This window comes from Bacteroides hominis (genome assembly GCF_033042785.2).
In the GTDB taxonomy this organism is placed as follows: Bacteria; Bacteroidota; Bacteroidia; order Bacteroidales; family Bacteroidaceae; genus Bacteroides; species Bacteroides hominis.
In genome coordinates this window covers 3,079,766-3,102,412 of sequence record NZ_CP178829.1, presented here as the reverse complement: position 1 = coordinate 3,102,412, position 22,647 = coordinate 3,079,766, and the positions used below count along the sequence as shown (strand labels likewise).

General features: G+C 46.9%; 17 protein-coding genes and 2 tRNA genes. 6 read left to right on the top strand and 13 right to left on the bottom strand.

Annotated features, from left to right (window positions below; all coding sequences use genetic code 11):
- Nucleotides 1–158 precede the first annotated feature (158 nt).
- Genes R3O62_RS12920 through R3O62_RS12905 form a run of 4 tightly spaced genes read left to right on the top strand, consistent with a single transcriptional unit; the run spans nt 159 to nt 4,802 of the window.
- Nucleotides 159–794 carry a DUF4903 domain-containing protein gene (locus R3O62_RS12920; RefSeq protein ID WP_044299639.1) on the top strand — a complete coding sequence of 212 codons (636 nt, stop codon included), beginning with the start codon at nt 159–161 and terminating at the stop codon, nt 792–794.
- A gap of 28 nt (nt 795–822) precedes the next feature.
- Entirely contained in the window at nt 823–3,177 is a 2,355-nt protein-coding gene (locus tag R3O62_RS12915; RefSeq protein ID WP_250709803.1) for a TonB-dependent receptor, read from the top strand.
- On the top strand, nt 3,174–3,887 hold the full coding sequence (locus tag R3O62_RS12910; protein WP_186993286.1) for an HmuY family protein: 714 nt from the start codon (nt 3,174–3,176) through the stop codon (nt 3,885–3,887). The genes R3O62_RS12915 and R3O62_RS12910 overlap by 4 nt, the downstream gene beginning before the upstream one ends.
- A gap of 27 nt (nt 3,888–3,914) precedes the next feature.
- Nucleotides 3,915–4,802 (top strand): hypothetical protein, encoded by an 888-nt coding sequence (locus R3O62_RS12905; protein WP_234070473.1) that lies wholly within the window; start codon nt 3,915–3,917, stop codon nt 4,800–4,802.
- Here the strand turns inward: R3O62_RS12905 and R3O62_RS12900 are convergent, their stop codons facing one another.
- The 3 genes from R3O62_RS12900 to R3O62_RS12890 form a co-directional block, all read right to left on the bottom strand.
- Nucleotides 4,803–6,161, bottom strand: coding sequence for an MATE family efflux transporter (locus R3O62_RS12900; RefSeq protein WP_005776582.1), 1,359 nt, complete (start codon nt 6,159–6,161; stop codon nt 4,803–4,805).
- A 57-nt stretch (nt 6,162–6,218) separates the two neighbouring features.
- Nucleotides 6,219–6,290 (bottom strand) — tRNA-Glu (locus R3O62_RS12895).
- A 78-nt stretch (nt 6,291–6,368) separates the two neighbouring features.
- Nucleotides 6,369–6,455: transfer RNA gene (locus R3O62_RS12890), tRNA-Ser, on the bottom strand.
- Between the two features lie 277 nt (nt 6,456–6,732).
- On the opposite strand from R3O62_RS12890, the gene R3O62_RS12885 reads away from it, so the two are divergent.
- Complete coding sequence (locus R3O62_RS12885; RefSeq protein ID WP_032530433.1) at nt 6,733–7,314, top strand: Crp/Fnr family transcriptional regulator; 582 nt, start codon at nt 6,733–6,735, stop codon at nt 7,312–7,314.
- Between the two features lie 175 nt (nt 7,315–7,489).
- On the opposite strand, the gene R3O62_RS12880 is transcribed toward R3O62_RS12885, so the two are convergent.
- The 6 genes from R3O62_RS12880 to R3O62_RS12855 form a co-directional block, all read right to left on the bottom strand.
- Nucleotides 7,490–8,251: a creatininase family protein gene (locus tag R3O62_RS12880; protein WP_005776580.1), complete on the bottom strand. Its 762-nt coding sequence runs from the start codon at nt 8,249–8,251 to the stop codon at nt 7,490–7,492.
- Between the two features lie 170 nt (nt 8,252–8,421).
- On the bottom strand, nt 8,422–10,713 hold the full coding sequence (locus R3O62_RS12875) for a TonB-dependent receptor (protein ID WP_186993289.1): 2,292 nt from the start codon (nt 10,711–10,713) through the stop codon (nt 8,422–8,424).
- Nucleotides 10,714–10,781: 68 nt separating this feature from the next.
- A complete protein-coding gene (locus R3O62_RS12870; protein WP_005776578.1) occupies nt 10,782–11,120 on the bottom strand; it encodes a hypothetical protein in 339 nt (112 codons plus the stop codon).
- A 44-nt stretch (nt 11,121–11,164) separates the two neighbouring features.
- Nucleotides 11,165–11,632, bottom strand: coding sequence for a GAF domain-containing protein (locus R3O62_RS12865; RefSeq protein WP_005776577.1), 468 nt, complete (start codon nt 11,630–11,632; stop codon nt 11,165–11,167).
- Between the two features lie 6 nt (nt 11,633–11,638).
- A complete protein-coding gene (locus tag R3O62_RS12860) occupies nt 11,639–13,378 on the bottom strand; it encodes a bifunctional metallophosphatase/5'-nucleotidase (RefSeq protein ID WP_032530432.1) in 1,740 nt (579 codons plus the stop codon).
- Nucleotides 13,379–13,482: 104 nt separating this feature from the next.
- Nucleotides 13,483–15,396, bottom strand: a complete 1,914-nt coding sequence (locus tag R3O62_RS12855; RefSeq protein ID WP_317472873.1) for a HAMP domain-containing sensor histidine kinase — start codon at nt 15,394–15,396, stop codon at nt 13,483–13,485.
- A 115-nt stretch (nt 15,397–15,511) separates the two neighbouring features.
- Here R3O62_RS12855 and R3O62_RS12850 point away from each other — a divergent pair, with 115 nt between their 5' ends.
- Nucleotides 15,512–17,635 carry a Tex family protein gene (locus tag R3O62_RS12850; protein WP_005808917.1) on the top strand — a complete coding sequence of 708 codons (2,124 nt, stop codon included), beginning with the start codon at nt 15,512–15,514 and terminating at the stop codon, nt 17,633–17,635.
- 145 nt (nt 17,636–17,780) lie between these two features.
- On the opposite strand, the gene R3O62_RS12845 is transcribed toward R3O62_RS12850, so the two are convergent.
- The 4 genes from R3O62_RS12845 to R3O62_RS12830 form a co-directional block, all read right to left on the bottom strand.
- Nucleotides 17,781–18,788 (bottom strand): DUF5106 domain-containing protein, encoded by a 1,008-nt coding sequence (locus tag R3O62_RS12845; protein WP_317472872.1) that lies wholly within the window; start codon nt 18,786–18,788, stop codon nt 17,781–17,783.
- Between the two features lie 118 nt (nt 18,789–18,906).
- Entirely contained in the window at nt 18,907–19,275 is a 369-nt protein-coding gene (locus R3O62_RS12840; RefSeq protein ID WP_005808921.1) for a hypothetical protein, read from the bottom strand.
- A 19-nt stretch (nt 19,276–19,294) separates the two neighbouring features.
- Nucleotides 19,295–21,268: a BACON domain-containing protein gene (locus tag R3O62_RS12835; RefSeq protein ID WP_005776569.1), complete on the bottom strand. Its 1,974-nt coding sequence runs from the start codon at nt 21,266–21,268 to the stop codon at nt 19,295–19,297.
- 146 nt (nt 21,269–21,414) lie between these two features.
- The gene (locus R3O62_RS12830; protein WP_269111616.1) at nt 21,415–22,599 is read right to left on the bottom strand and encodes a hypothetical protein; all 1,185 of its coding nucleotides are present in this window, start codon (nt 22,597–22,599) and stop codon (nt 21,415–21,417) included.
- Nucleotides 22,600–22,647: the final 48 nt, after the last annotated feature.

Sequence of the window (22,647 nt, the reverse complement as noted above, 5' to 3'; positions counted from 1 at the left end):
AGTGGAGCATAAAGTTTTTTATAATATTCTCCACAAAATGAACTAATGTACCATAGGTTGTTTTCTTGTTGTTGTGACAAGAAAACAACCTTTCATTCATATAAAAAAAACAATAACCGAATATTCATTATATAAACCATAAAAAACTATTTTTCAAGATGAAAACAATAAAATTATCCTATATCATTCTTTGCAGTATCTGTCTATTTTTGGCATCCTGTTCATCCGACGAAGAAATAACCAAAGGAGGAGCTTCGGAAGAACTCGTAAAGAAAGCAAAAGATTTTCTGACCGGAGAAATCGTATTGAATACCCATGCCACCCTGAATGGTGTCAATAAAACATTGCTTGAAAAAGGATGCCCCACCAAATTTAAGTTTGACTGGAGTAATACAGATACAAATACTTTCAGTGTGTCTCTTCTTAATTTCACCGTAGGCAAAATGGGAATGATCATCAACTTCAAATGTGACGTACAAACCATGCAACTCAACACATGGGAAAAAGACGAATATCCGGGTGCAGGCTGGATCAAATTCTATGGTGAGGACGGCTCTACTTGGGGGGAAGAAAAAGACGGCACTCCGGCCAATGCTAAAGGAAGTAGTGTAAAAGGCTATTATAATACCGACACTCACCAGATTAATTTTATTGTGGACTACAACATGATGAACGTTCGCTCGGAGTGTTTCCTGCAAACAATAGACAAGACGCGCATCAACAACTATGAAAAGGAGTTCGCACAATTTGAAAAAGACTTGGAAGAGTATAAGAAGGAACATGGGTTATCATAAACTGTGAATCACACACCCTTTTAGAAAAATGAAAAAAAGAGAATTTGTAACGATCACATGTCTGCTTCTGTTTATATGTTCCGCCTCTATGGCCCAAACAAAAGTGCAACTCACAATACTGGAAGCAAAGACCGAGCAACCGATAATAGCGGCAAATATAGCATTTGCAGAAAATGATAATCCGGAAAAGACGTTGTATGCCATCACTGACCTGAATGGCAATGCCATCTTGAAGCTCCCTCGTCCCGGTACATACCATTATCACATCACTTCCGTAGGCTACATACCCCTGAAAGGAAAAATAACACAAGCAACCCGAAACCTGACCCTTCACATGACGGAAGATGTAATGGGACTGAACGAAGTAGTGATAACGGGTTCACGCACGGCACGTCCCATCAAACTTTCTCCGGTGACCACGCAGGTGTTGGGAGGAAAAGCACTGGTAGACGCCGGATATGGAAACTTGCAGCAGGCTCTGCAGCAGGAAACACCGGGATTGAACATACAGAAAGTAGGCTTTGGCAATGAAATAAGCATGCAGGGACTGGATGCACGCCATGTGTTATTCCTGATGGATGGAGAACGACTGACCGGAGACATGGCCGGAAACCTGGATTACGAACGTTTCAATCTGCATGCCATAGACCGCATCGAGATTGTGAAAGGTGCCAGTAGTACTCTGTATGGTTCGCGTGCGGCAGGAGCCGTTATCAATCTGATAACTAAAAAGACGAACAAACCTCTTAGTATTGATGCCGGAGTGCGTTACGGGCAAATGAACGAACGTAATTATAAAAATCCATCAAAGAGTGACTTCCTCTACATGTTCGAAAAGAATGCTGACCGCCCAAATCTGCAAAGTTGGGTCTCCGCAGGTTTTAAGCAGGGAGCATTTACCTCGCAAACAGATGTATGGTACAGCGAAAGTGATGCTTTCTATCTTTATCAGGCGGAAAATGACAAGAAGATATATACACAGGAAGCCAATCCCTTCCTACCTCACGATATCATTGTAACCGGTGCTACAGCGCGTCCGCCTATGGGAATCGAAGGAACCGAACATATTTCAGCTTCACAAAAGGTTTATTACGATCCGAACAAAGATTTATCGGTTTTGCTCTATGGCAGCGCATTCTTCATGAATACATACGACCTGATACAAGATCTGACTTTTAGCCAGGCACGTGACTGGACGGGAGGAATCAAAGCCACTTACCATGTGAAGGACTGGTTTTCTGTAACCGGAAGTTTACATAGCGATTTTTATGACCGCTTTAAACGACACGAACGCCGGAATGAACGGCAGAAGGTATATGAAAGCCGAATCTTGCAACCACGACTGACCATCACCAGCAATTACTTTAAAGCCCACCATCTGATCTTTGGAGTGGAACATATTTCGGATGACCTGACAAGCGACCGTTTTGTGAATCGCAAAATGACTACACGGTCACTGAAAGAAACGGAATATTTTCTGCAGGACGAATGGGAAGTGTCTAAACAATGGATGATTTCCGCCGGGTTGCGTACTAACTTTTCCCATGCTTTCGGATTCATGGGAATGCCCAAAATCGCAGCCAAGTTTTCACCCAACGACCAATGGAGTTTCCGTGCCAACTATTCAATGGGTTACCGTTCACCCAGTATCAAGGAGCTTTTCTTCAACTGGGATCATCTGGGCATGTTTCAGATAAAAGGCAACGAATACCTGCAACCGGAGAAAAACAACTACATGTCAGTTGGAGCCGAATACACCAACGACCGGCTATTCTTGTCCGGTACGGTTTACGGAAACTACTTTAAAGATAAAATAGAAGGAGTCTGGAGAATCTATGACATGCAATACAATTTTGAATACACTAATCTCAGCAAACAGCGCTTACTGGGCCTGGAGGCACTGGGACGTTGGCGCATGTTTGACTTCCTGACACTGAATGCCACCTACAGTTTTGTCAATGTGAGCAAACTTAAAGGTGTACAGGTTAACACCACCTCTCCTCACGCAGCTACAGCCAGTTTGGACTATAAGTACAATCGCAAAAACTATCGGTTGGGTGCCATATTCAGCGCATCATTTATGGGTAACAAGAAATTCGATGTGCAGGATCGTGTATGGATTGAGGAGGAGAATACCAGCAAGGATGCCTACTTCCGTTGCGATCTTCCGGCATATGTGCTGTGTAATCTGTCCGTTTCACAAACCTTCTACAACAAAGTAAAAGTGACACTGGGCGTCGACAACCTTTTAAACTATAAGCCCAAAACATTGGGTTCGGGAGTGACCATGTTCAATGTACCCGCCACCCCCGGTGCCCGCGGACACGTACAGATTGAGTTTATGATAGACGACGTAATAAATGCATTAAAGAAAAAGAAATGAGAGAAATGAATGTTTTTAAAGCTTTATGCTTGTCATTCTGCTGCATTATAATAACTTCGTGTGTAAAATATGATGCCGAACCGTTTACCGGTAAGACACTGCCCCGCACATGCGGTTATTCCACCGGTGTTACGAACGATTGGATTTATTTCAACTTACGTACCGGAGAGCGGTTTAATACCCTTTCACCCAATCAGGATATTACTGAAGGAGAACAGAAAGAGCGCACAGATTGGGATCTCGCATTCTGCGGATATCGCCTGCGCACCAACAGTGGTACCAGTGGCATCGGTCAGGGTGCTGCCGCTGATCTGGGATATGGAAGCTATGACAAATGGAAAACTGTTTCGCAACTACCCGCTGATTTGAAATGGACGGTAGACAATGATACTGAAGTATACGTCACAATGTCGCAAAACGACTGGAACAAATATCTGATAGAGCATGGGCTGGATTTTAATGAGAATCCGTGGTTCGACCCCAATACCGGTCCGGCTAAAACATTGACCAGCGCCAATCCGATATTGGCTGAAGCCATGAGTTTCGCCGGCCCCCCTCCGGTTTACACGCCCTCTTATCACACCTATGTGGTACGTACCGCCGATGGTAAACGATATTTCAAGATACAAATCATCAGTTGGTATAATGCCGATTCGGAAATAGGCGACAGTGGCGGACAAATCAGTTACTATTGTGATGAATTAAATTAAGTATAACCCAAAATGAGACAAACAACAATGAAAAATCAAACCAGATATTGGTGGAAAACAATTGCTTCTTTTCTTTTAGTTCTATTTACCATGCCTTTGGGACATGCCCTAATGATTATGATGGAGCATCTGATCATTCCTACTGCACTCCATTATACGGCATTTGCCATGGGAGGAGTAGGATTGCTTATGGTTATCATCGGTGTCTTCGCACGAAACGACACGAAACAAACGCTTTGGGGACTGTTCGGTGGCCTGCTTTTTTGGACAGGCTGGGTAGAGTTTTTATTTATGTACTATGCCAACCGATACGGAGTACAGCCCGAAATGCTAAATGGAGAAGTAGTAACACGACCAGAATATCTGATTATGCCGACCTCATTCGGATTCTGGGCTATGTTCATGGTGCTCTATCTATTTAGTGTAAAAACAGGCTGTAACTTTATCAATTGGTGTCAGGCGGCATTGTTCCGAAGTAAGAAAAGTGAAATCGTGGCACGCCCCATGACCCGTCATACATCTATCGTTACCTTCATGGAACTTAACATGATGTTATGGAGTTGCTACCTATTACTAATGTTCTGTTACGACAGTAACTTCCTTGGGGACCATCATCCGGTGACTATGTTGATAGGTATGGGTTGCCTGGTCGGTTCAGTGTTCATGTTTCGCCGACAGTTACGACTTGCCTCTTGGGGAGCAAACATCCGCATGGCAATAGCCACGGTAATCGTATTCTGGACACCGGTGGAAATATTGGGACGAATGGATTTCTTCAGCGAAATATGGGTTGATCCGTTAGGGCATCCAACAGAGATGATCACGATTCTGGCTGTTTTTGTCATATTGGCTATCTATTTATGGTATATAGCCTCTAAGAAAAAACAAAAAGCGGCACATCAACCCTCTCGGTAATCAACGCATCGCCAATTTATTCATAATCTTCGGGAACTGAACAGCGAAGATGGCTGTGCAACAAATAGCTGCCGTAGCATCCGATATGCCTTCGGCAGCATAAACTCCTACCACGCCCATCAGATGCGGAAGTATCAGAGCCAACGGAACCAACAAAATCACCTTACGGAGCAATGCTATGAAAATGGAAACTTTTGCCTGCCCCAGTGCGACAAACATATTCTGGCATGCCCGCTGCAATCCGAAAATCGTCATTCCTGCCAGAAATACAGGCATCACCCGCACTACGGTTTCTATCAGTTTTTCATCGGACGTAAAGGCTGAAGCGATGACAGACGGAAACAGGATCATCAGCAGAATCAAAATAAAATTGAACAAGAACATAAAGGTCATCACTATCTTAAAGCATTCTTTAACCCTCTCCCGGTTTCCATGCCCGTAATTATAACTCACAATAGGTACAAATCCCAATGCAAATCCGGAAAGCGGAACGCTGACAAAAAGCATGGCACTCTGCATGATCGTCAATGCGCTCACATAGATATCACCAAATGTTTTCAGAGACCCATTCAAGACAAAGCCAACCAGACTTTCGGTACTCGCCATAATAAACGGTGAAGCGCCCAATGCCAGTATAGCACCCACTACTTTCCTATCCAATTTCATATATCGGGATTCAAGTCGCAAAGAAGCACGGCCGGATGTCAGAAAAACCAATACCCAAGCAGCACTGCAAGCTTGCGAAATGATAGTAGCAAGCGCCGCCCCTTTCACTCCCCATCCAAAAACAAAAATAAACAGAGGATCGAGTAGGATATTGAGTAGCGCTCCGATAACAATCGACAACATAGCGATACCGGGACGGCCCTGAGTATTAATAAAGGTATTCAGCCCTACAGAAACCTCTACAAACAGAGTACCGATCAAGTAGATCGAAAGATAATCCGTAGCATATCCGAGAGTCTGATTGGACGCACCTGTAAACAAAAGTACCGGCTCCATAAAAAGATAAGATAAGGCAGATGTCAGGAGCGTAAAAAGTAATAATAGCACAAAACCGTTCCCCAATATTTTTCCTGCATGTGAGCGATTGCCCTGCCCTAAAGCTATGGCTGCAAGGGGTGCACCTCCCCCCGCCACAATAGCAGAGAAGGCGGAAATCAAAATAATTAGAGAACCTGCCACACCGATACCAGCAAGCGCCTGTGTACCAATTCCGGGAATGTGTCCGATATAGACTCGGTCTACAATATTGTAGAGTAGATTTACAATTTGTGCAATTACTGCAGGAAGTGCCATCCTGAATACAAGCGGCAACATACGGTCAGTACCAAGCCTCTCTTCATATTTATCATTCATAACCCAAAAGCAATAAAAAAGCCCTTTACGTTATCGTAAAAGGCTGATTATAATTTGTAGTGGGTACGAGAATCGAACTCGTATTACATGCGTGAGAGGCATGTGTCCTAACCGTTAGACGAACCCACCGACTGAAAATTAGATTCAAAAAAGAGCCAAGCAATAAACTCGGCTCTTCCCTTGTCATCTTAAAGTTGAGATTTGGTGCGGAAGCTGGGGGATTCGAACCCCCGGTACGGTTACCCGTACGTCAGTTTAGCAAACTGGTGGTTTCAGCCACTCACCCAAACTTCCTTTTTAACCGCATTTCCTCTCAAATGCGATGCAAAGATAGAGGGAACTTTTGAACTACGCAAATCTTTCTACAACATTTTTTTCACGGATTTTATGCGAAATAAGTTAACCAGCTAAGTTTCAAATGTTAAAGGAGAGAACTTTTTTTTCATACTCTCGCTCTCCAGGGCAGTCATTGGAGTAGAAGGAATCTTTTTACTTTGAAAAATTGATTTATATCAACTGATTTTCGTATTTTTGTCTCCGCAATCTATAATAACTTATCAATATATACATGATGGAAAACCTGAAAGAGACAGTGGATGCTGTTGTAAACTCCAGATATCCGGAGATGAACAAAGAGGGACGGGAACTACTGGCACAGGTCTTGATACGTAAAGAACTGGAAAAGGGTGAAATGTTGTTGAACGAAGGACAAATAAGCCGTCACATGGTTTTCGTCGGAAAAGGAATGTTACGGCAATTCTATTATAAGAACGGGAAAGATGTCACCGAACACTTCTCATATGAAGGATGTATTCTGATGTGCATCGAAAGTTTATTGAAACAAGAACCCACCCACTTGATGGCCGAAGCGTTGGAACCGGCAGTGATATACATGCTTCCCTACGACATCCTGCAAAAGTTACTGGAACAGTCCAAAGAGATCAATGCTTTCTATCGCAGAGTGCTGGAATATTCACTCATTGTATCACAAATAAAAGCTGATTCATGGCGTTTTGAAACGGCACGTGAACGTTATAACCTGCTTTTACATCACCATCCGGAGATTATCAAGCGGGCACCGTTATCACACATCGCTTCCTACTTGCTGATGACCCCGGAAACACTCAGTCGTGTACGTTCGGGAGTACTGTAAAAAATATTTTTTGATTTATATCAAAACGTAATCCAATTACATGCTGTATTTTTGCAGCAGTTAATAAATAGGTTGTTTTTTATAGGAATAAAGATTAGTTTTTAGGTAACAATTAAAAAAACAGGCAGTGTCGGAAATCCGCCACTGCCTGTTTTTTATAAGTATACCTTCCCCATCATTCATAAAGGTCGTGTTTCACCATCTCTTCGAAAAGTCTGGCGAGCTTCTCCACGATCGGTTTCACATAGCGTTCACCTTTTTCAGCAGTAGCTTTTCTGGGATCTCCCACTCCACTGTCTGCTGTCGCTTTATCCCAATGGCGGGGCACCCAGGCTACTTTCTCATTCAACGAAGCGATGGCAAACGGTTTCGACTTTCCGTCACCGGCTTCAGCCAGATTCACCAATTCCGGATGATAATGCATCATCACAGCAGTTTCCGACTCTCCGGCATGATCATCAACCTCCGCTTCAAAATACCCTTTGGGAGAAACCACTTCAAACCAGTTTGCGGCAGCAATCAGAAAATCGGGATATTCAAAGGCAAGATCACGAATCATCCCCTTAAAATTGTTTCCTCCGTGTCCACACAGGATGACCAGTTTCCGGAATCCCTGCACATAAAGAGAAGATACGATATCTTCCAGAATAGCCTGTTGAGTAGCATAACGGGTATGAATACAAAACGGCAATTCACGTTGTCCCGGATTATGCGCTCCAAAAGGTACGGGCGGCATCACCATACAACGTACTCCCGAACGTGCAAGTGCCATTTCGGCTGCCTCTACGGCAATATCGTGAGGAAGAATACAATCGGTAAGATACGGTAAATGCAGATTATGGGGTTCCGTAGCTCCCCACGGTAAGATGATAACGTCATATTTCAGCCCTTTCACCTTTCCAAGGCAGGATACTGAAAGATCTACTTCTTTATTCATGGTTTTCTTTTTTTTAATTCAAATGTAACATCGCAAAGATATGAATAAAAACATTCCGATGAATACCTGATAGGCAAAAACGAGTTCACCATAAAATAGACAGAGCCCCACAGAGTTTTTCCTATTTCTTCTCGATAAAACTCTGTGAGGCTCTGTGGTGAACCCGGGATTTAATTCATTATCTTTATTCCCACAAAATAAGTCCGTGGCTGAGTCGGTCCGTAAAAGTAACCTGCATCCCGGAACTCTCCTTTATCCAAGTCCTTTTGGAAACTATTGAATATATTTTGTACTCCACCATTCACCTGCATCTTGATATGATCTTTCAGCACAAAAGTATAGTTCAGTTTCAGATTAAGGTCCACAAACTGCGGGGTGTGCTCCATACGCGACTTCTCGATGTATCCCGCCATATGCGGCACAATCATCTTACCGGTATAAGTACCGGAAAGTGAAAAGTCAAAGCTCTTCAACGGTGCCGACGTGAAAGTGAAATAACCGTAATAATCCGGTGTACGAGGCATCCGTTTCGTTGTCTGTTCCTCTTCCCCTTCACTGGTCCATATCTCTGCCCGGTTGTATCTGCTGCGTTGCACTGTAAATCCCAATTGCAACTGTGCCTCACGCCCGTGAGCTACCTTCGCATCCAGATTGACACCATATACTTTCGCCCCGCTGCCATTCCGGCGCTCCTTTATCTTATCTCCATTCTCGTCCAGACCGATATCCTCGAGCACAAATACATGATGCAGATCAGTATAAAAACCTTCCAGAAGAATATTAGACTGCCAGTGTCCCATTGGGAACGACCAATCCACCGAACCACTGAAGCTGTTGGAACGTTCTTCACGTAACCCCTCAGCCAGTCGGATCTGCACCCCTTCACCTCCCACAGCTGTTACATGCAGGTCTTCATCGTAAGCCTGCGGGGCCCGGAAGCCGGTAGAGTATGTCAGACGTGCCTGCAAATTATCGCTCGGCTTATATAGAAAATTCACACGCGGGCTAAAGATCGGATGATCGATCAGGTTATGCTTGTCCAGACGTGCTCCCACGAGCATGGTCCAGCGGTTCAAGCGCCATTCGTTCTGTACAAATCCTCCGGCAATACGGACATCCTGCTGCATGTCACGATGATACCCGGTCATCACATCGTGCAGAGAGTTATTCTGATACTCTACACCACCTGTAAATGTAGCAGGGGCAAAAAGACAACGGTCCATATTTCCCACATACATACCTCCCACTACCCAAGTCAGGTCGTTTGTTTTACCATACGCGTTCATATCCTGTTGAGCACCGTAATAGCTGTTGCGATCCGTATGCTGGATAGATCCATATACAGACATCTTATGCTTCTCTCCCCAATAACGGTCATAACTTAATCCTCCGCTATTGATAATATGTTTTGTTTGTTCGGTAATATCCGATTCGTGAGGTTGTAAATTGAATTTATTGCCACCCCGGCGAAATTCATTTGTTGTGTGATACTCCACATTGATGCGGCTGAAATAGTTGGGACGATAGTATGCACGCATCCCGAAAGTATTCATATTCAATTTGCCCAGTTCCGAAAAACCATCCCCGTCCGCATCATAAGGATTACGATTTCGGTATGTCTCATACAAAGCGATACCGTACGAATTATCTTTCGCAACCAGAGAAACGTTTCCTCCCATATATTGCTCCCACGACTTACCATTCATATTAGACATCGTGCTTGCCACCTGAAAAGAATTGTTTATCGGATCTTTTGTAATAATATTGATTGTACCTCCCACAGCATTGGCCCCAAACAGAGCCGATCCACCTCCGCGCACCACTTCCACACGTTCGATCATATTTACCGGAATCTGTTCCAGCCCATACACTCCCGACAATGCGCTGATGATAGGACGGCTATTAATCAGAATTTGCGAGTAAGGACCTTCCAATCCATTGATACGTACTTGCGGAAAACCGCAGTTCTGACAATTGTTCTCTACCCGCAGCCCTGATTGAAAATTAAGCGACTTCGCCAGGTCGGTAGAATTCACCGTTTCAAAAAGCTTGGCGCTCATCACGTTCACCACCACCGGCGCCGCCTTCCGGCTCACCTCATTCCGGTTGGCCGAGACAACCACTTCATCTGTCATAAAACTCTCTTCTTCCATCTGGAAATGAACCACCGATGTGGCCTCTGCACTGACCGTGATTGTTTTTTCCTGTGTTTTATACCCCATTACCTGTACACGGAGTGTATATTTCCCGGCAGCCAACTTACGAAATTCAAACTGCCCTTCTTCATTGGATACCGCACCACGGTTGGTCCCTAATATCATTACCGTTGCGAACGGAATGCTTTCTTCAGTGCCTTTCACAATAACGTGTCCGGCAATCATATTACCTTCTTTAATCGGATTGACTGCATACAAACTCATGCTTACACACGCAAGCACAAGCATAACTATATAATTTTTCATTGTTTGTTATTAGCTATGATATATAAAAGAGTAAAAGAAACGGAAAGGGGCTCTCCCCTAAATTTAGTTTAAGCCTGTTCGGCCGGAGGGGCACGCAAAGAAATTACCCGTAAATGTGTTTCTGTTGTCACCGGTATACTCTCAGGTATCTCTACCGTAAACAGCACCGGCCGTTCGGGTGTAAAATCATATTGCACATGGGCTTCCAGCGAATGGAATGTAGCAAAATGGGCAATAACAACAATATTAGATGTAGAATGTGAGTGAGTACCTTTATAGGGGTGAGAGTGCGCAATCATTACACCGTTTACGTAATGCACATGGGTAAACATCGTAATGCTCACCTGGTACGTCACGAACAGCGTCAACAACAGAAACGATAATAGAACTCTTTTGATGTATCCCACCTATTGCACTCTTATTTTTAAGTCGGCAAAGATAGTTATTATTTTCATAAGTATCTACACATTTCTTCCAGATATTTCCGGTCGGTTTCATCAAAGAAATTCAGGAGATCACTGTCTATGTCCAACACTCCCCATACCCTACCTTCCTTTATCAGTGGAACCACAATTTCCGATCTGGAAAGCGAGCTGCAAGCAATATGTCCCGGGAAAGCTTCCACATCCGGAACCAACTGGGTTTTAGCTTCCTCCCAGGCCGTGCCGCAAACTCCTTTACCTTTTCGAATGCGCGTACAGGCCACCGGTCCCTGAAACGGTCCCAATACCAGCCGGTCCTGCTTCACCAGATAAAAACCTACCCAGAAAAAATCGAAAGCTTCCTTCAAGACAGCAGCTACATTAGCCAAATTGGCAACCAGGTCCTCTTCCCCCTCTATCAGGGCCTTTACCTGAGGCAACAAAGAGAGATATTGTTCCTCTTTGCTGCCCGATATAAATGTAAGTTCTTCAGCCATATTCTATTATTTAGTTCCAAACAGATATTCATAATCCCTCTCTGCAGCGGGCTTCACCCACTCTTCGGGAATAAATTTCCACTGGTTCAGCGCACGGGGATTCAGTGTGCCTTTCTTTTCGATATACTGCATCAGATAAAAACGGAGATCTTTATCCGTTGAGAATATGATACGCTCTTTCAGCTTTTCTTGTGGAATTCCCGATCCCTTTGTCAGTAGTTCTCCACCGCCGTTGCCACGGTAAGAGTTCAGTGCTACCTTATATATATGATCCATTCGGAACGGAGCACCGTCTGCCATACTGACGATGGTCACTTTCTCCCCTTTCGGTTTAGTCACATCCACTGTATAAATGATTCCGGCAGCCGAATCGAAGTTAAAGCTGAAATTCTGGAACGAGGCCCGGTCTTCGGCACCCGCCGTACGTTTCTCCTTCAACCACAGCAAATGATCTTCCGGCGACTTCATCTGATTCGTCCACATATAATAGGATTCCTCCAGAAAATCTTTAATCTCTTTTCCCGATAGCTTCATTACATAAAGCATATTTTCATATTTATACAGGTTGAACATATCGCTCACGCGGATATCTCCTTTCTTTATCTCAGCATCAAACGATAGCGGAGCGGCAAACGAAATGTCTGCCCCCGAAATGTCGAGTTGCAGCGAATGGATAAAATCGATAAACGCCGACGAACCGAAATAGGCCGGACGAGTAGACAGATCTTCCGTAAACACACCGATTTTCTTCGAAACAAACTTCTCTACCGCACCATATTGCACTGCGAAATGTCTCATAAAGGCTTCACTTACACCATATTCTTTTGTATCCGTCAATACCCCGTCTATTTGTTTGCTCACCACTCTGCCGTCTTTCAGTTTCAGTGTCACATCAATGTCCGACACTACAATCCCGTTACTTGCCGGATCAATCACCAGCACGGAGTCACCCGCAACGTTCACTATCTTTTTGCACTCCTTGGCATGGTCATGCCCCATCAGTACCATATCGAATCCTGGCACATTCTTCGCCACATTCAACGATGCATTCTCGTTATACTTACCCGACATGACAAAAGCATCCTGACCTGCATGAAACAGCCCGATTACCAAATCCGGTTTTTCTTTCTCACGGATCACTTTCATCCACTTCCGTGCTGTCTCCTCCATATCGTCAAACCGTAGCCCCTGCCACAGATTCTCCGACAACCAGGCAGGAATAGCCGGTGTAATCATGCCCAGTACCACAATCTTCACCCCGTCACGTTCCAACACTTGATAGGGAGGAAGATGGGTCTTGCCCGTAGCCGTTTCGATAATATTAGCCCCCAGCACCGGAAATTTACACTCACCGATCCAACGATCGAATACAGGGCGACCCGTTTCTACATCATGATTTCCCATGTTTCCGGCATCGTATCCCATAAAGTTCATCATTTCGGCACACACATGTGGTGCTACTGTATCTATATAATTATAGTAGTAAGCCGAAGGCTGTCCTTGCAGAATATCTCCGTTATCCAGCAAAATAAGGTTCTCTTTATAAACTTCCCGATTCTTTTGCACCAACGCATACACGCGTGCAAGGCTTCCGCCCCACTCCTTCTGAGTGATAAAATTATAAGGAAAGTAATTACCATGCACATCGCTTGTCTGCACAATCTTCAGTTTCACCTCTCTCTCTTGTGCCGGCAATACACACACCAGGCAAAGCAAGAAAGCATAAATACAAATCAATCTTTTCATCATAATAATGGTTTAAATTTGATTCACACAGAGTCACACAGAGTCTCACTGAGAGGATTTAAATAGAGAATAAACTCGTGTGATCCCGTGATAGTCTCTTTTTCTTATAACGGATGCGAAACTACAAACCTCGCCCCTCTTTCATAGTCAGGATCAATCCAGATACTACCACCCCACTTATCCACTGTCAGCTTACAGATCGAAAGTCCTAATCCGGTCCCCTGAGCATATTCGTTCAGCTTCTCAAACCGTTCGAACACCTGCTTCTGTTTCTCTTTCGGAATGCCGCAGCCCGTATCCGCCACAGCAAACAATACCCGCTTCTTCTCCCTGTCTACTTCAAACTGCAATATGATTGTACCGTTTTTGGTAAACTTCGCCGCATTCGTCAGCAAATTGATAAGCACCTGCTGCAAACGCTGGACATCTACCTGTAAAACAAAAGAGTCGATCTTGGTTTCAAAAACAAACCGGTTACCCGATTCCCGGCGCGACATCTCTACCGACGACAACGCCTGCCTGCATAGCTGAACCACGTCACAGTCTTCCGGGGTCAGCGTCACTTTATCTGCCTCCAACCTCGAAAGATCGAGTATATCATTAATCAGCCGTAACAACAAATCGGAGTTCGACTGGATAATTCTGAAATAATTCCGCTGATCCTCGTCCGAGCTTCCACCCGAAGCCAACACGTCCGAAAAGCCCACGATCGCGTTCAGTGGTGTCCGTATCTCATGGCTCATATTAGCAAGGAAGGCACTTTTCAACCGATTCGATTCTTCCGCCCGGTCTTTCGCTTCATACAAATCCGCCTGCGAACGTTCCAAATCATCCTTCAGCCGTTTCGTCCGCAGATAGAAATAGATAGAAATCAGCAGTCCCATAACCAGGACACACAGAACGCCTACTCCACCCCAAATCTGATACCGATATTGCTGATAGAAAGAAGGTGATTCGTTTACCAGCTTCACCGCCATAGGCAATGCAGCCACGTTTATCTTCTGTTCCTTCACTTTTTTACTATCCAGTAGTGCTTCCGTGCCTACCACTTCCACCCGTAGTGTCGTATCTCCGGGATTTTCCAACAACCGGACTGTTTCCGCCGCCAGCTCTTTACCAAATGTCCGGAAAGCAGGCACTACCCCTCCGACAGCCCAATAACCCAGTCCGATGGAAGTAGCTGTAAATGTCGGTATGTCCGGAATCGCTTCCATCATCGAATACGTGGCATTCCTCATAAAATAGCCTTCGTTCTTGTCCACCCTCCACGTGCCTATTAGTACAGCCGTATGTTTCGGCAGTTTCCGAAGTTCGTCCACAATGGTATAAATGGTGTGTTCGCGCCCGTCCAGCAGAATCAGGTTCAGTTCAGGAAACTGTTTCATCTCCCTCCGCACATGCGCCTGCAAAGTGACACCCCCATAAGTATTGTCCGATATAAAAGCGATATTCTTTGTATCCGGATAGATAGCCCGGATCATGCGGATGTTCGATGCAATGTCATATTCGTACATAAATCCGCCACGTACCTGCCGTTTCAGATTATCTTCATAAAAATCGGATGATTCCGGCATCCAGTGTACCAAATCTTTTTCATCATCCGGAAGTAGTACCACATTCCGGCTGGTCAGTGCGCACAACACGGGCACTTCCCCTGTCACCGAATCGTTCAGTGACAAATAAGAGGCCCATGCCTCCTGTCCGAACAGAATAATCAACGCCGGCTCCTGATTCCCCCGGTATTTATCTAAAATGTCTCTCATCACCCCTTTCCAGCGAGGAAAATCAGAGAAGCTCTTACAGTTCATATTTTCAATGACCACTCCCCGTTTGCCCCCCAATCTCTCATATTCATCCATAAAATCGGAAACATTGGCTGAAGTAGGATACGCTCCCGGATTATACGAACAGATCATAAGGATAGGTTTCTCTCCGGTAGCGGCATATCCCGTCAGGGGACGGCAGAAACCCATAACTACCAGAAGCAAAAAAAGAATATATTTAAGCGACACCGGCATATTCATCTGTTTTAGAGTGTGTGTATCCGTTTTTTATGCCCGCAAAGATACTAAAAGTTGATGGTTATAGTAGATTATTGCGTACATTTGTCGCTCAATGTCCTAAAAATAGTTTATGGAAATCTTTCACAAAATGATTTCGGCAGCGCTCAACCTGCCGGAAAAGCAAATCAGCAATACCCTCAGGCTATTGGCCGAGGGAGCCACTATCCCTTTCATCAGCCGCTATCGTAAAGAAATCACGGGCGGCCTGGACGAAGTGCAGATAGAAGCTATCAAAACGCAGTACGATAAACTCTCCGACCTCGCCAAGCGTAAAGAGACCATTTTCGGCACCATCAGTGAACAGGGCAAACTGACACCCGAATTGCAGCAACGCATCGATGCGACCTGGGATGCCACTGCCCTTGAAGATATCTACCTGCCCTACAAGCCTAAACGCAAGACCCGTGCGGAAGCCGCCCGTCAGAAAGGGCTCGAGCCCCTCGCCCTGTTGATAATGATGCAGCGGGAGAACAACCTCAACGCCCGGGTTTCCGCCTTCGTGAAAGGCGATGTCAAAGATGCCGATGATGCCCTGAAAGGCGCCCGGGACATCATTGCCGAGCAAGTCAGCGAAGACGAACGTGCCCGCAATGCCGTGCGTAACCTCTTTGCCCGTCAAGCTGTTATCACTGCCAAAGTAGTAAAAGGAAAAGATGAAGAAGCTGCCAAATACCGCGACTATTTCGACTTCTCTTCTCCCCTGAAACGCTGCACTTCACACCGCCTGCTCGCCATCCGCCGTGCCGAGGCCGAAGGTTTGCTGAAGGTCAGTATCACCCCTGACGACGATGAATGCCTCGAACGACTCTATCGCCAGTTCGTACGCAGCACCAACGAATGCGGACGCCATGTATCCGAAGCCGTGCAGGATGCCTACCGCCGCCTGCTGAAGCCTTCCATTGAAACTGAGTTTGCCGCCCTCAGTAAAGAGAGAGCCGACGATGAAGCCATCCGTGTTTTCGCCGAAAACCTGCGCCAACTACTCCTTGCTCCGCCTCTGGGGCAAAAACGTGTCATGGGCATCGACCCCGGATTCCGTACCGGCTGCAAGGTAGTCTGTCTCGACGCGCAAGGTAATCTGGTACACAACGAAAATATCTACCCGCATCCCCCGGTAGACAAAAAAGCCGAAGCCGCATCCAAACTCCGGAAAATGATAGAAGCCTACAAGATAGAAGCTATCGCCATCGGCAATGGGACTGCCAGCCGCGAGACAGAAACCTTTGTCACCCACCAGCAGTTCGACCGTCCCGTACAGGTATTTGTCGTCAGTGAGCAGGGTGCTTCCATCTACTCCGCTTCCAAGATAGCCCGCGACGAGTTCCCCGATTATGATGTCACCGTCCGCGGCGCCGTATCCATTGCCCGCCGCCTGATGGACCCGTTGGCGGAACTGGTAAAAATCGACCCCAAATCCATTGGTGTAGGTCAGTACCAACATGATGTAGACCAGACGAAGCTGAAGAAATCGCTCGACCAGACGGTTGAGAACTGTGTCAACCAAGTAGGCGTCAACCTCAATACTGCCAGTAGTCATCTGCTCACCTACATCTCCGGGCTGGGTCCGCAACTGGCACAGAACATCGTCTCCTACCGTGCCGCCAACGGCGCCTTCTCTTCTCGCAAAGAGTTGATGAAAGTGCCCCGCATGGGAGCCAAAGCTTTTGAACAGTGCGCAGGGTTCCTTCGCATCGCCGGAGGTGAGAACCCACTGGACAACACCGCCGTACACCCCGAGAGTTATGGCATCGTCAATCAAATGGCGAAGGATCTTTCGTGTACCGTACCCCAATTAATTGCCGACAAAGCCCTGCGCAATCGTATCGAAGTAGAAAAGTATATCACCCCCACTGTAGGGCTCCCCACTCTGAAAGATATTCTCCAAGAGCTTGATAAACCGGGACGTGACCCGCGCGACACGATACAGGTTTTTGAATTCGACCGGAACGTTCGCACCATCAATGACCTCCGCGAAGGCATGGTGCTTCCCGGTATCGTCAGCAATATCACCAATTTCGGTGCTTTCGTGGACATAGGCATCAAGGAAAACGGACTTGTCCATCTCTCCCAACTTGCCAACCGATTCATCACCGATCCCACCGAAGTGGTCTCCATCCATCAGCACGTCACGGTGAAAGTACTGAGCATTGACTTCGAACGGAAACGGATACAGTTGACGATGAATGTCGAATAATGGCTTCAAACAAAGATTTCACCGCAGAGGTGAATAAAACCCCGGTACCTCCTTCAATTAGCCCCTAACAAGAATAAACGACAACCACTGTTGTACATGCTCTTATAGAAAGAGGTAACCGGGGTCAGACAGATCTTCAATGTCTCTATTTCTTCTTTGCGTCCCGTGTCGCCAGATAACCGATTAACTGGTCCATCGATGCGTCCTTCAGGATCACCCGCTTCCGGCGGTCCAGCAAATAGAGGCTCGGCGTGGCATGAATGTCATACAGTTGCCGGCTGCGGATATCCCCTGCCTTATTCCAGCCTACAATCCATCCCCGCGGCATGTGTGCCGACTTCACCAGCCATTCTTCTTCGTTCTCATCCGGATAGACAGCCAGCACGCACAGCGTCCCTTGTTCCACCATCTCTACAAAAGCGGGCATCTCCTCAAATACCTTCTCAAATTTCCGGCAGTTTGAGCAGTCCGGATCATAGAAAAACAGCAACGTATACTCTGCCTTCAATCCGCTCATCCGCCCGCTCTCACCCTTCGGGGTGACGTACGCAAAATCTGCTGCCTTCATCCCCGGCCGGTTCTTGCGCGCCTGTTTCAAGCGATCCGCGGGGCGTATCTTCTCCCACTCCGTCAGCCGCCCGGATGCCACCATTTGTTCCAACACAGCGATGTAATAATCCTCGTTGCGCATCGGCGAGTTCGGTTCGTAAAGATACTTCTCACCCAGCAGGCAGAAACGCTTGTACGCCGTACTGTCTGCCTCCATCCTCACCATCATGGTATACAACGCCTTCAAATTTGCCTCCGGCTCGGCATACTTCAGCGCGTCGATGAAGTCGGCATACAGTTGCTCCGTATCCATGCCGTTCACCCACGCCGTATCATCCACCAAGTAGTCATCCCAATAATGTTTCACGTAATATGCCGCCCGATCCGCCGGCTCAGTCATCACCTGTGGTATCTCCGGCCGTGTGTAATGCACTACATGTACTGAATCTTTCGCCGCAGATCCAACCACCGGTTCTATTCTTACCTCTTTCCATTCATCCGTCCCCGAACAAACTTTTACCAGCAGCAGACCCAGACAAACCACCACCAGGGCCATCAACACTACCGTCGATACAAATGCCACCAACTTCTTCTTTATATTCATTTTGTTCATGCTTATTATTTCGCCACAGAGTCTCACAAAGACATATAGTACTTAATTCCATATATTAAGAAACTTTGTGTTACTATATATCTATCGTGGTAAATCCGTTTATTGTCCCTCATCTTCTCCATCTTCCCCTCACCACCCACACCGCAGGCAACACATACACCTTTCCTTCATCATCCTTCAATCGTACCGCAGGACGATATTCTCCCGGTTTGAGTTCCGGAATAGCCGCAATCACCTTCTTATCCGAATATGTATACACAAGTTTGATCTCGATTACCTCCACCGGTTTCCTCTGTGCCACCAGACACAATTTAAAATCCTCCAGCGCATAATGTCTCAAATTACGTCCCCAAACCACCAACGGTGCCATTGGTGTGATCGTCCCGTCTTTCTTTCCGCTCAGCGGATCATAAATACCCGTAATCTCCGGAATATCCACACCTCTCCGTACCTCTTCAATCTTCCTTATTTCTATCATACCCTTCCTGGTTAATCGTTTATAGTTCATCATTCATCACGCTTCTTACCGGAAACCCATATTTCTTCATATCGTGCATCAAATACATCTGTCGACTGGGTTCTACGCAAAGCGAATAGCCATATACCGGACTTTGACTACTCCCCGTCCAGTAACGATGACCGTGCGGAACCACAATCCGGCAGCCGTTGATATGGCTCCGGTGTCCGCACAGCGGCAGGTATACTGGTACTCCGTCGTCACTCAGAAGGCAGATATTCGTCCGGTCCTCCTCCCGTTGAAGCTCCATCGGAGCAGCGGGACTGTTCATCAATGCCTCCATTTCAATACGCGATGGTAGCCTCCACCCCTCCGGTGAAGGGTCCAACTCATTAATCCGTGCAGGACTCTCTGCCGTGCCATCGTACCAACTGCCGCGACAGGGCGTAAAATTCTCCTCCCATCGATCAGTAGGACAGCCAAACTGAAAATACGTACCCTGATTAAGTGTGGTACCCACTTCCAACCCCAACGGGATGGCTACCTGTGCTAATTTCCCGCCTGCCGCCAGATTACGGTCCAGCCAATATTTACCCCGGATACGTACGTATCCACCTTGATAAATAAGAATATCGCGTACCACGCCCGTATCATTCACCAACGAGAGCACCGTGTGACGCGCTGCCGGAAATCCACCACGTACCCGGTATCCTGCATTAGAATGTACCTTCACCGTGAACCGTCCGTCATAATGTCCCTGCAACAGTTCAGGTTCGCTCACCTCCACCCAGGCCGCCGCCTCATCGCTCACGATACGCCACGACTGGTTACTGTCCACACACACACTGTATGTCCTCACCTCCTCCCTGTAACCCGGTGGCATCTCTATCACTCCGCTATGTCGTGCACAAGGATCTTCCGGCGGATACTCTATATAATAATCAAAGCAGACACCCTGCATCAATAACAGATCTGTCGTCTGGCTGAAAGGATATGTACCCGTCTCCAACGTCAGAGCCAGCGAGCGCGAGCGCACATTGGCTGGTTTCGCTTCAAGATGTACTTTCAAGTTCTGACTCCCTTTCTGTTGCAGGCCCACAGGCGGATAGACCGAATACCAACATCCACCGTCGTTAGCGTTAGCACTCTTCACGCACCAACATGCCTGTTCATTGTCAGGGATAACGGTTAGCGTCACCGCCTCGTTCTTCCGCCCGGCACTGACATAGAGCCGACGACTGACCGTCAACGTGGGATGAATACCCATCACCTGCTGACGCACCTTAAGCAAGTGTACTCCCTCGCCATTCCCTATCTCAATGGTTGCCTCCCGTTCCACGGCAGAAAAGTTGGTACGAAACTGCATCAACAGCCGGTCCCCCTCACGGCGCACGGCAAGCCAGTTATCCGGTTCACCTTTCGCATAATGCACGCTTCCCGTATACCATTGTTCGCTACACCCCTTCAGCTCTACCGGAAGATCCTTTGCCATTGCGTCCGTAACCAATTCTCCCGGAAGCAATGCATCCAATGTGGCAGAATCGGTCTTCTCATTTTCCTCGTCTGTTTCCGTACCGGCAGCTATCAACTCCAACGACGCGCCATGAACAATCTCCTGTAATCCAGTTTCGGCAATACAGATGCCGGTATGACCGGCAAACAGGCGATCCACATCATCACGATGATGTATCCCGCTCAGGCAAAGCGCATGGGGGGTGAATAGCACACAGAAGTTCAACATCCCCTCCTGTACAGTGCAACGCAGCCGCCATTTCTTTTTCCGTTTCAGCACATCCGCCTCAGGGTACTTGCGCACCAGATATCCTCGTCGGTCAAAGACCAACAAGACCGCTCTCCGGCACTCTTCCGACAAATAATCCATACGTTTCAGAATCAGACTCACCGGCCACTCACGGGCAATGTGCACCTTTCGGTTTACTCGCCAATACTTCACGGCGTTGTATGTCATCCCCGAAGCGATAAATGCCATTGTTGCTATTTCCGCTATATCCATAACTTTCGTCAGTTTGTGTTTTCCATTTTTCTTTTCGCCACAGATTACACAGATTTTCACAGATTCTTTATTCATACTTTACTAAATGCAACCACACGGAGAGAAAAAACGACTCCGTGTGAATCTGCGTATTCTGTGGTGAGCCTTTACTTACTTTGCACGAAGCGCAGTGCCCTCCCTGCCGGCACGCTTCCTCCTGCCTGTGCCAGGCTCAAGTAAACTTCCGCCTTTCCCCGGTCACCTTCAAGCAGACAGAGAATACCCATATTACACCCGGCTTCAGGCAGGGTGGCAAAGCGTTGCAGATATCTCCGGGCACGCTCCGTATCGCGACGCAACAAGGCTACTCCGGCAGCGTTGATGCACGCCACCGGACTGTCCGGATAAAGACGTCCCGCCAAGTCCATCAAGTCATTGAATTCAGCCGAACCTACGGCATGTGCTTCTGCCAAGCGGCAGAAGTCCGCCACCGAGAATGCTTCCGGTTTGCCCGAAGCAACAACTGCCTCCCCTTCTGTCATGCCTATCGATGGCTGCGCCGCCAAACTTCTGTCTACGTAGCTTACCTCGTAGTCGATGCGACGCAACTTCCCGAAGAAAGCTGACGACAAATAGTGATAGGCAGTCCCACCCGCCAAATCCATCAGCATTCGTTCGCGCCCGTCCACCACATCCACTGTACGGATAATGTCGAGTACAGACTCTTTGAATGCCATCTCCGACCCAACTATCAGATCGGTCAGTCCTTTCCAATCCTCCGCTATCCAGTTCACCTCAAAAGGCACTGTGCCGAAGCTTTTCTCCCGCCGGATATAATCTTTCAATGCCAGTGCGCGTTGTAAGCCCAGACGTTCGTTCACCCGATAGTCACCGTCCGGAGCCGTATAACCTGTCAAACGAATACCTTCCAGACTCACACCCGGTGTTTCTTTAAGCGGACGTGTCACAGCCAAAAGTTTGTAAACAGCTTCTACAAAATTACGCTCATCATATTTCGTCTTCTGCCCGCGACTGTAATCCAACACGATGCTGCCACGCACCGTCTGCCGTACTTCCTCAACCTTCGGTGCCTCCGTAACCGAAGGTGACAAAAAGTCTACCCACGAGAGCAACATGCTGTCCGTAGGTAAGTTAACTTTCACCTCGCATACGGACAAGGGGCGTACCGAAGTAGACTTTCGAGTACCCACCGGGGTTATTTTCTGTCGTACGTTTTGTTTATTGTTCATTGCCGACGCCGTTTTTTTCTCCGGTGAGTCGGCACTGGCCTTCACTCCTGTCATTCCCGGAAGCAGCAGCAGACACAAGACTATGCTCAGTTCTCTTTTCATCTTATCTATTTAAAATCAATTTATTAAAAGGTGTGGATAGTCCGCTCA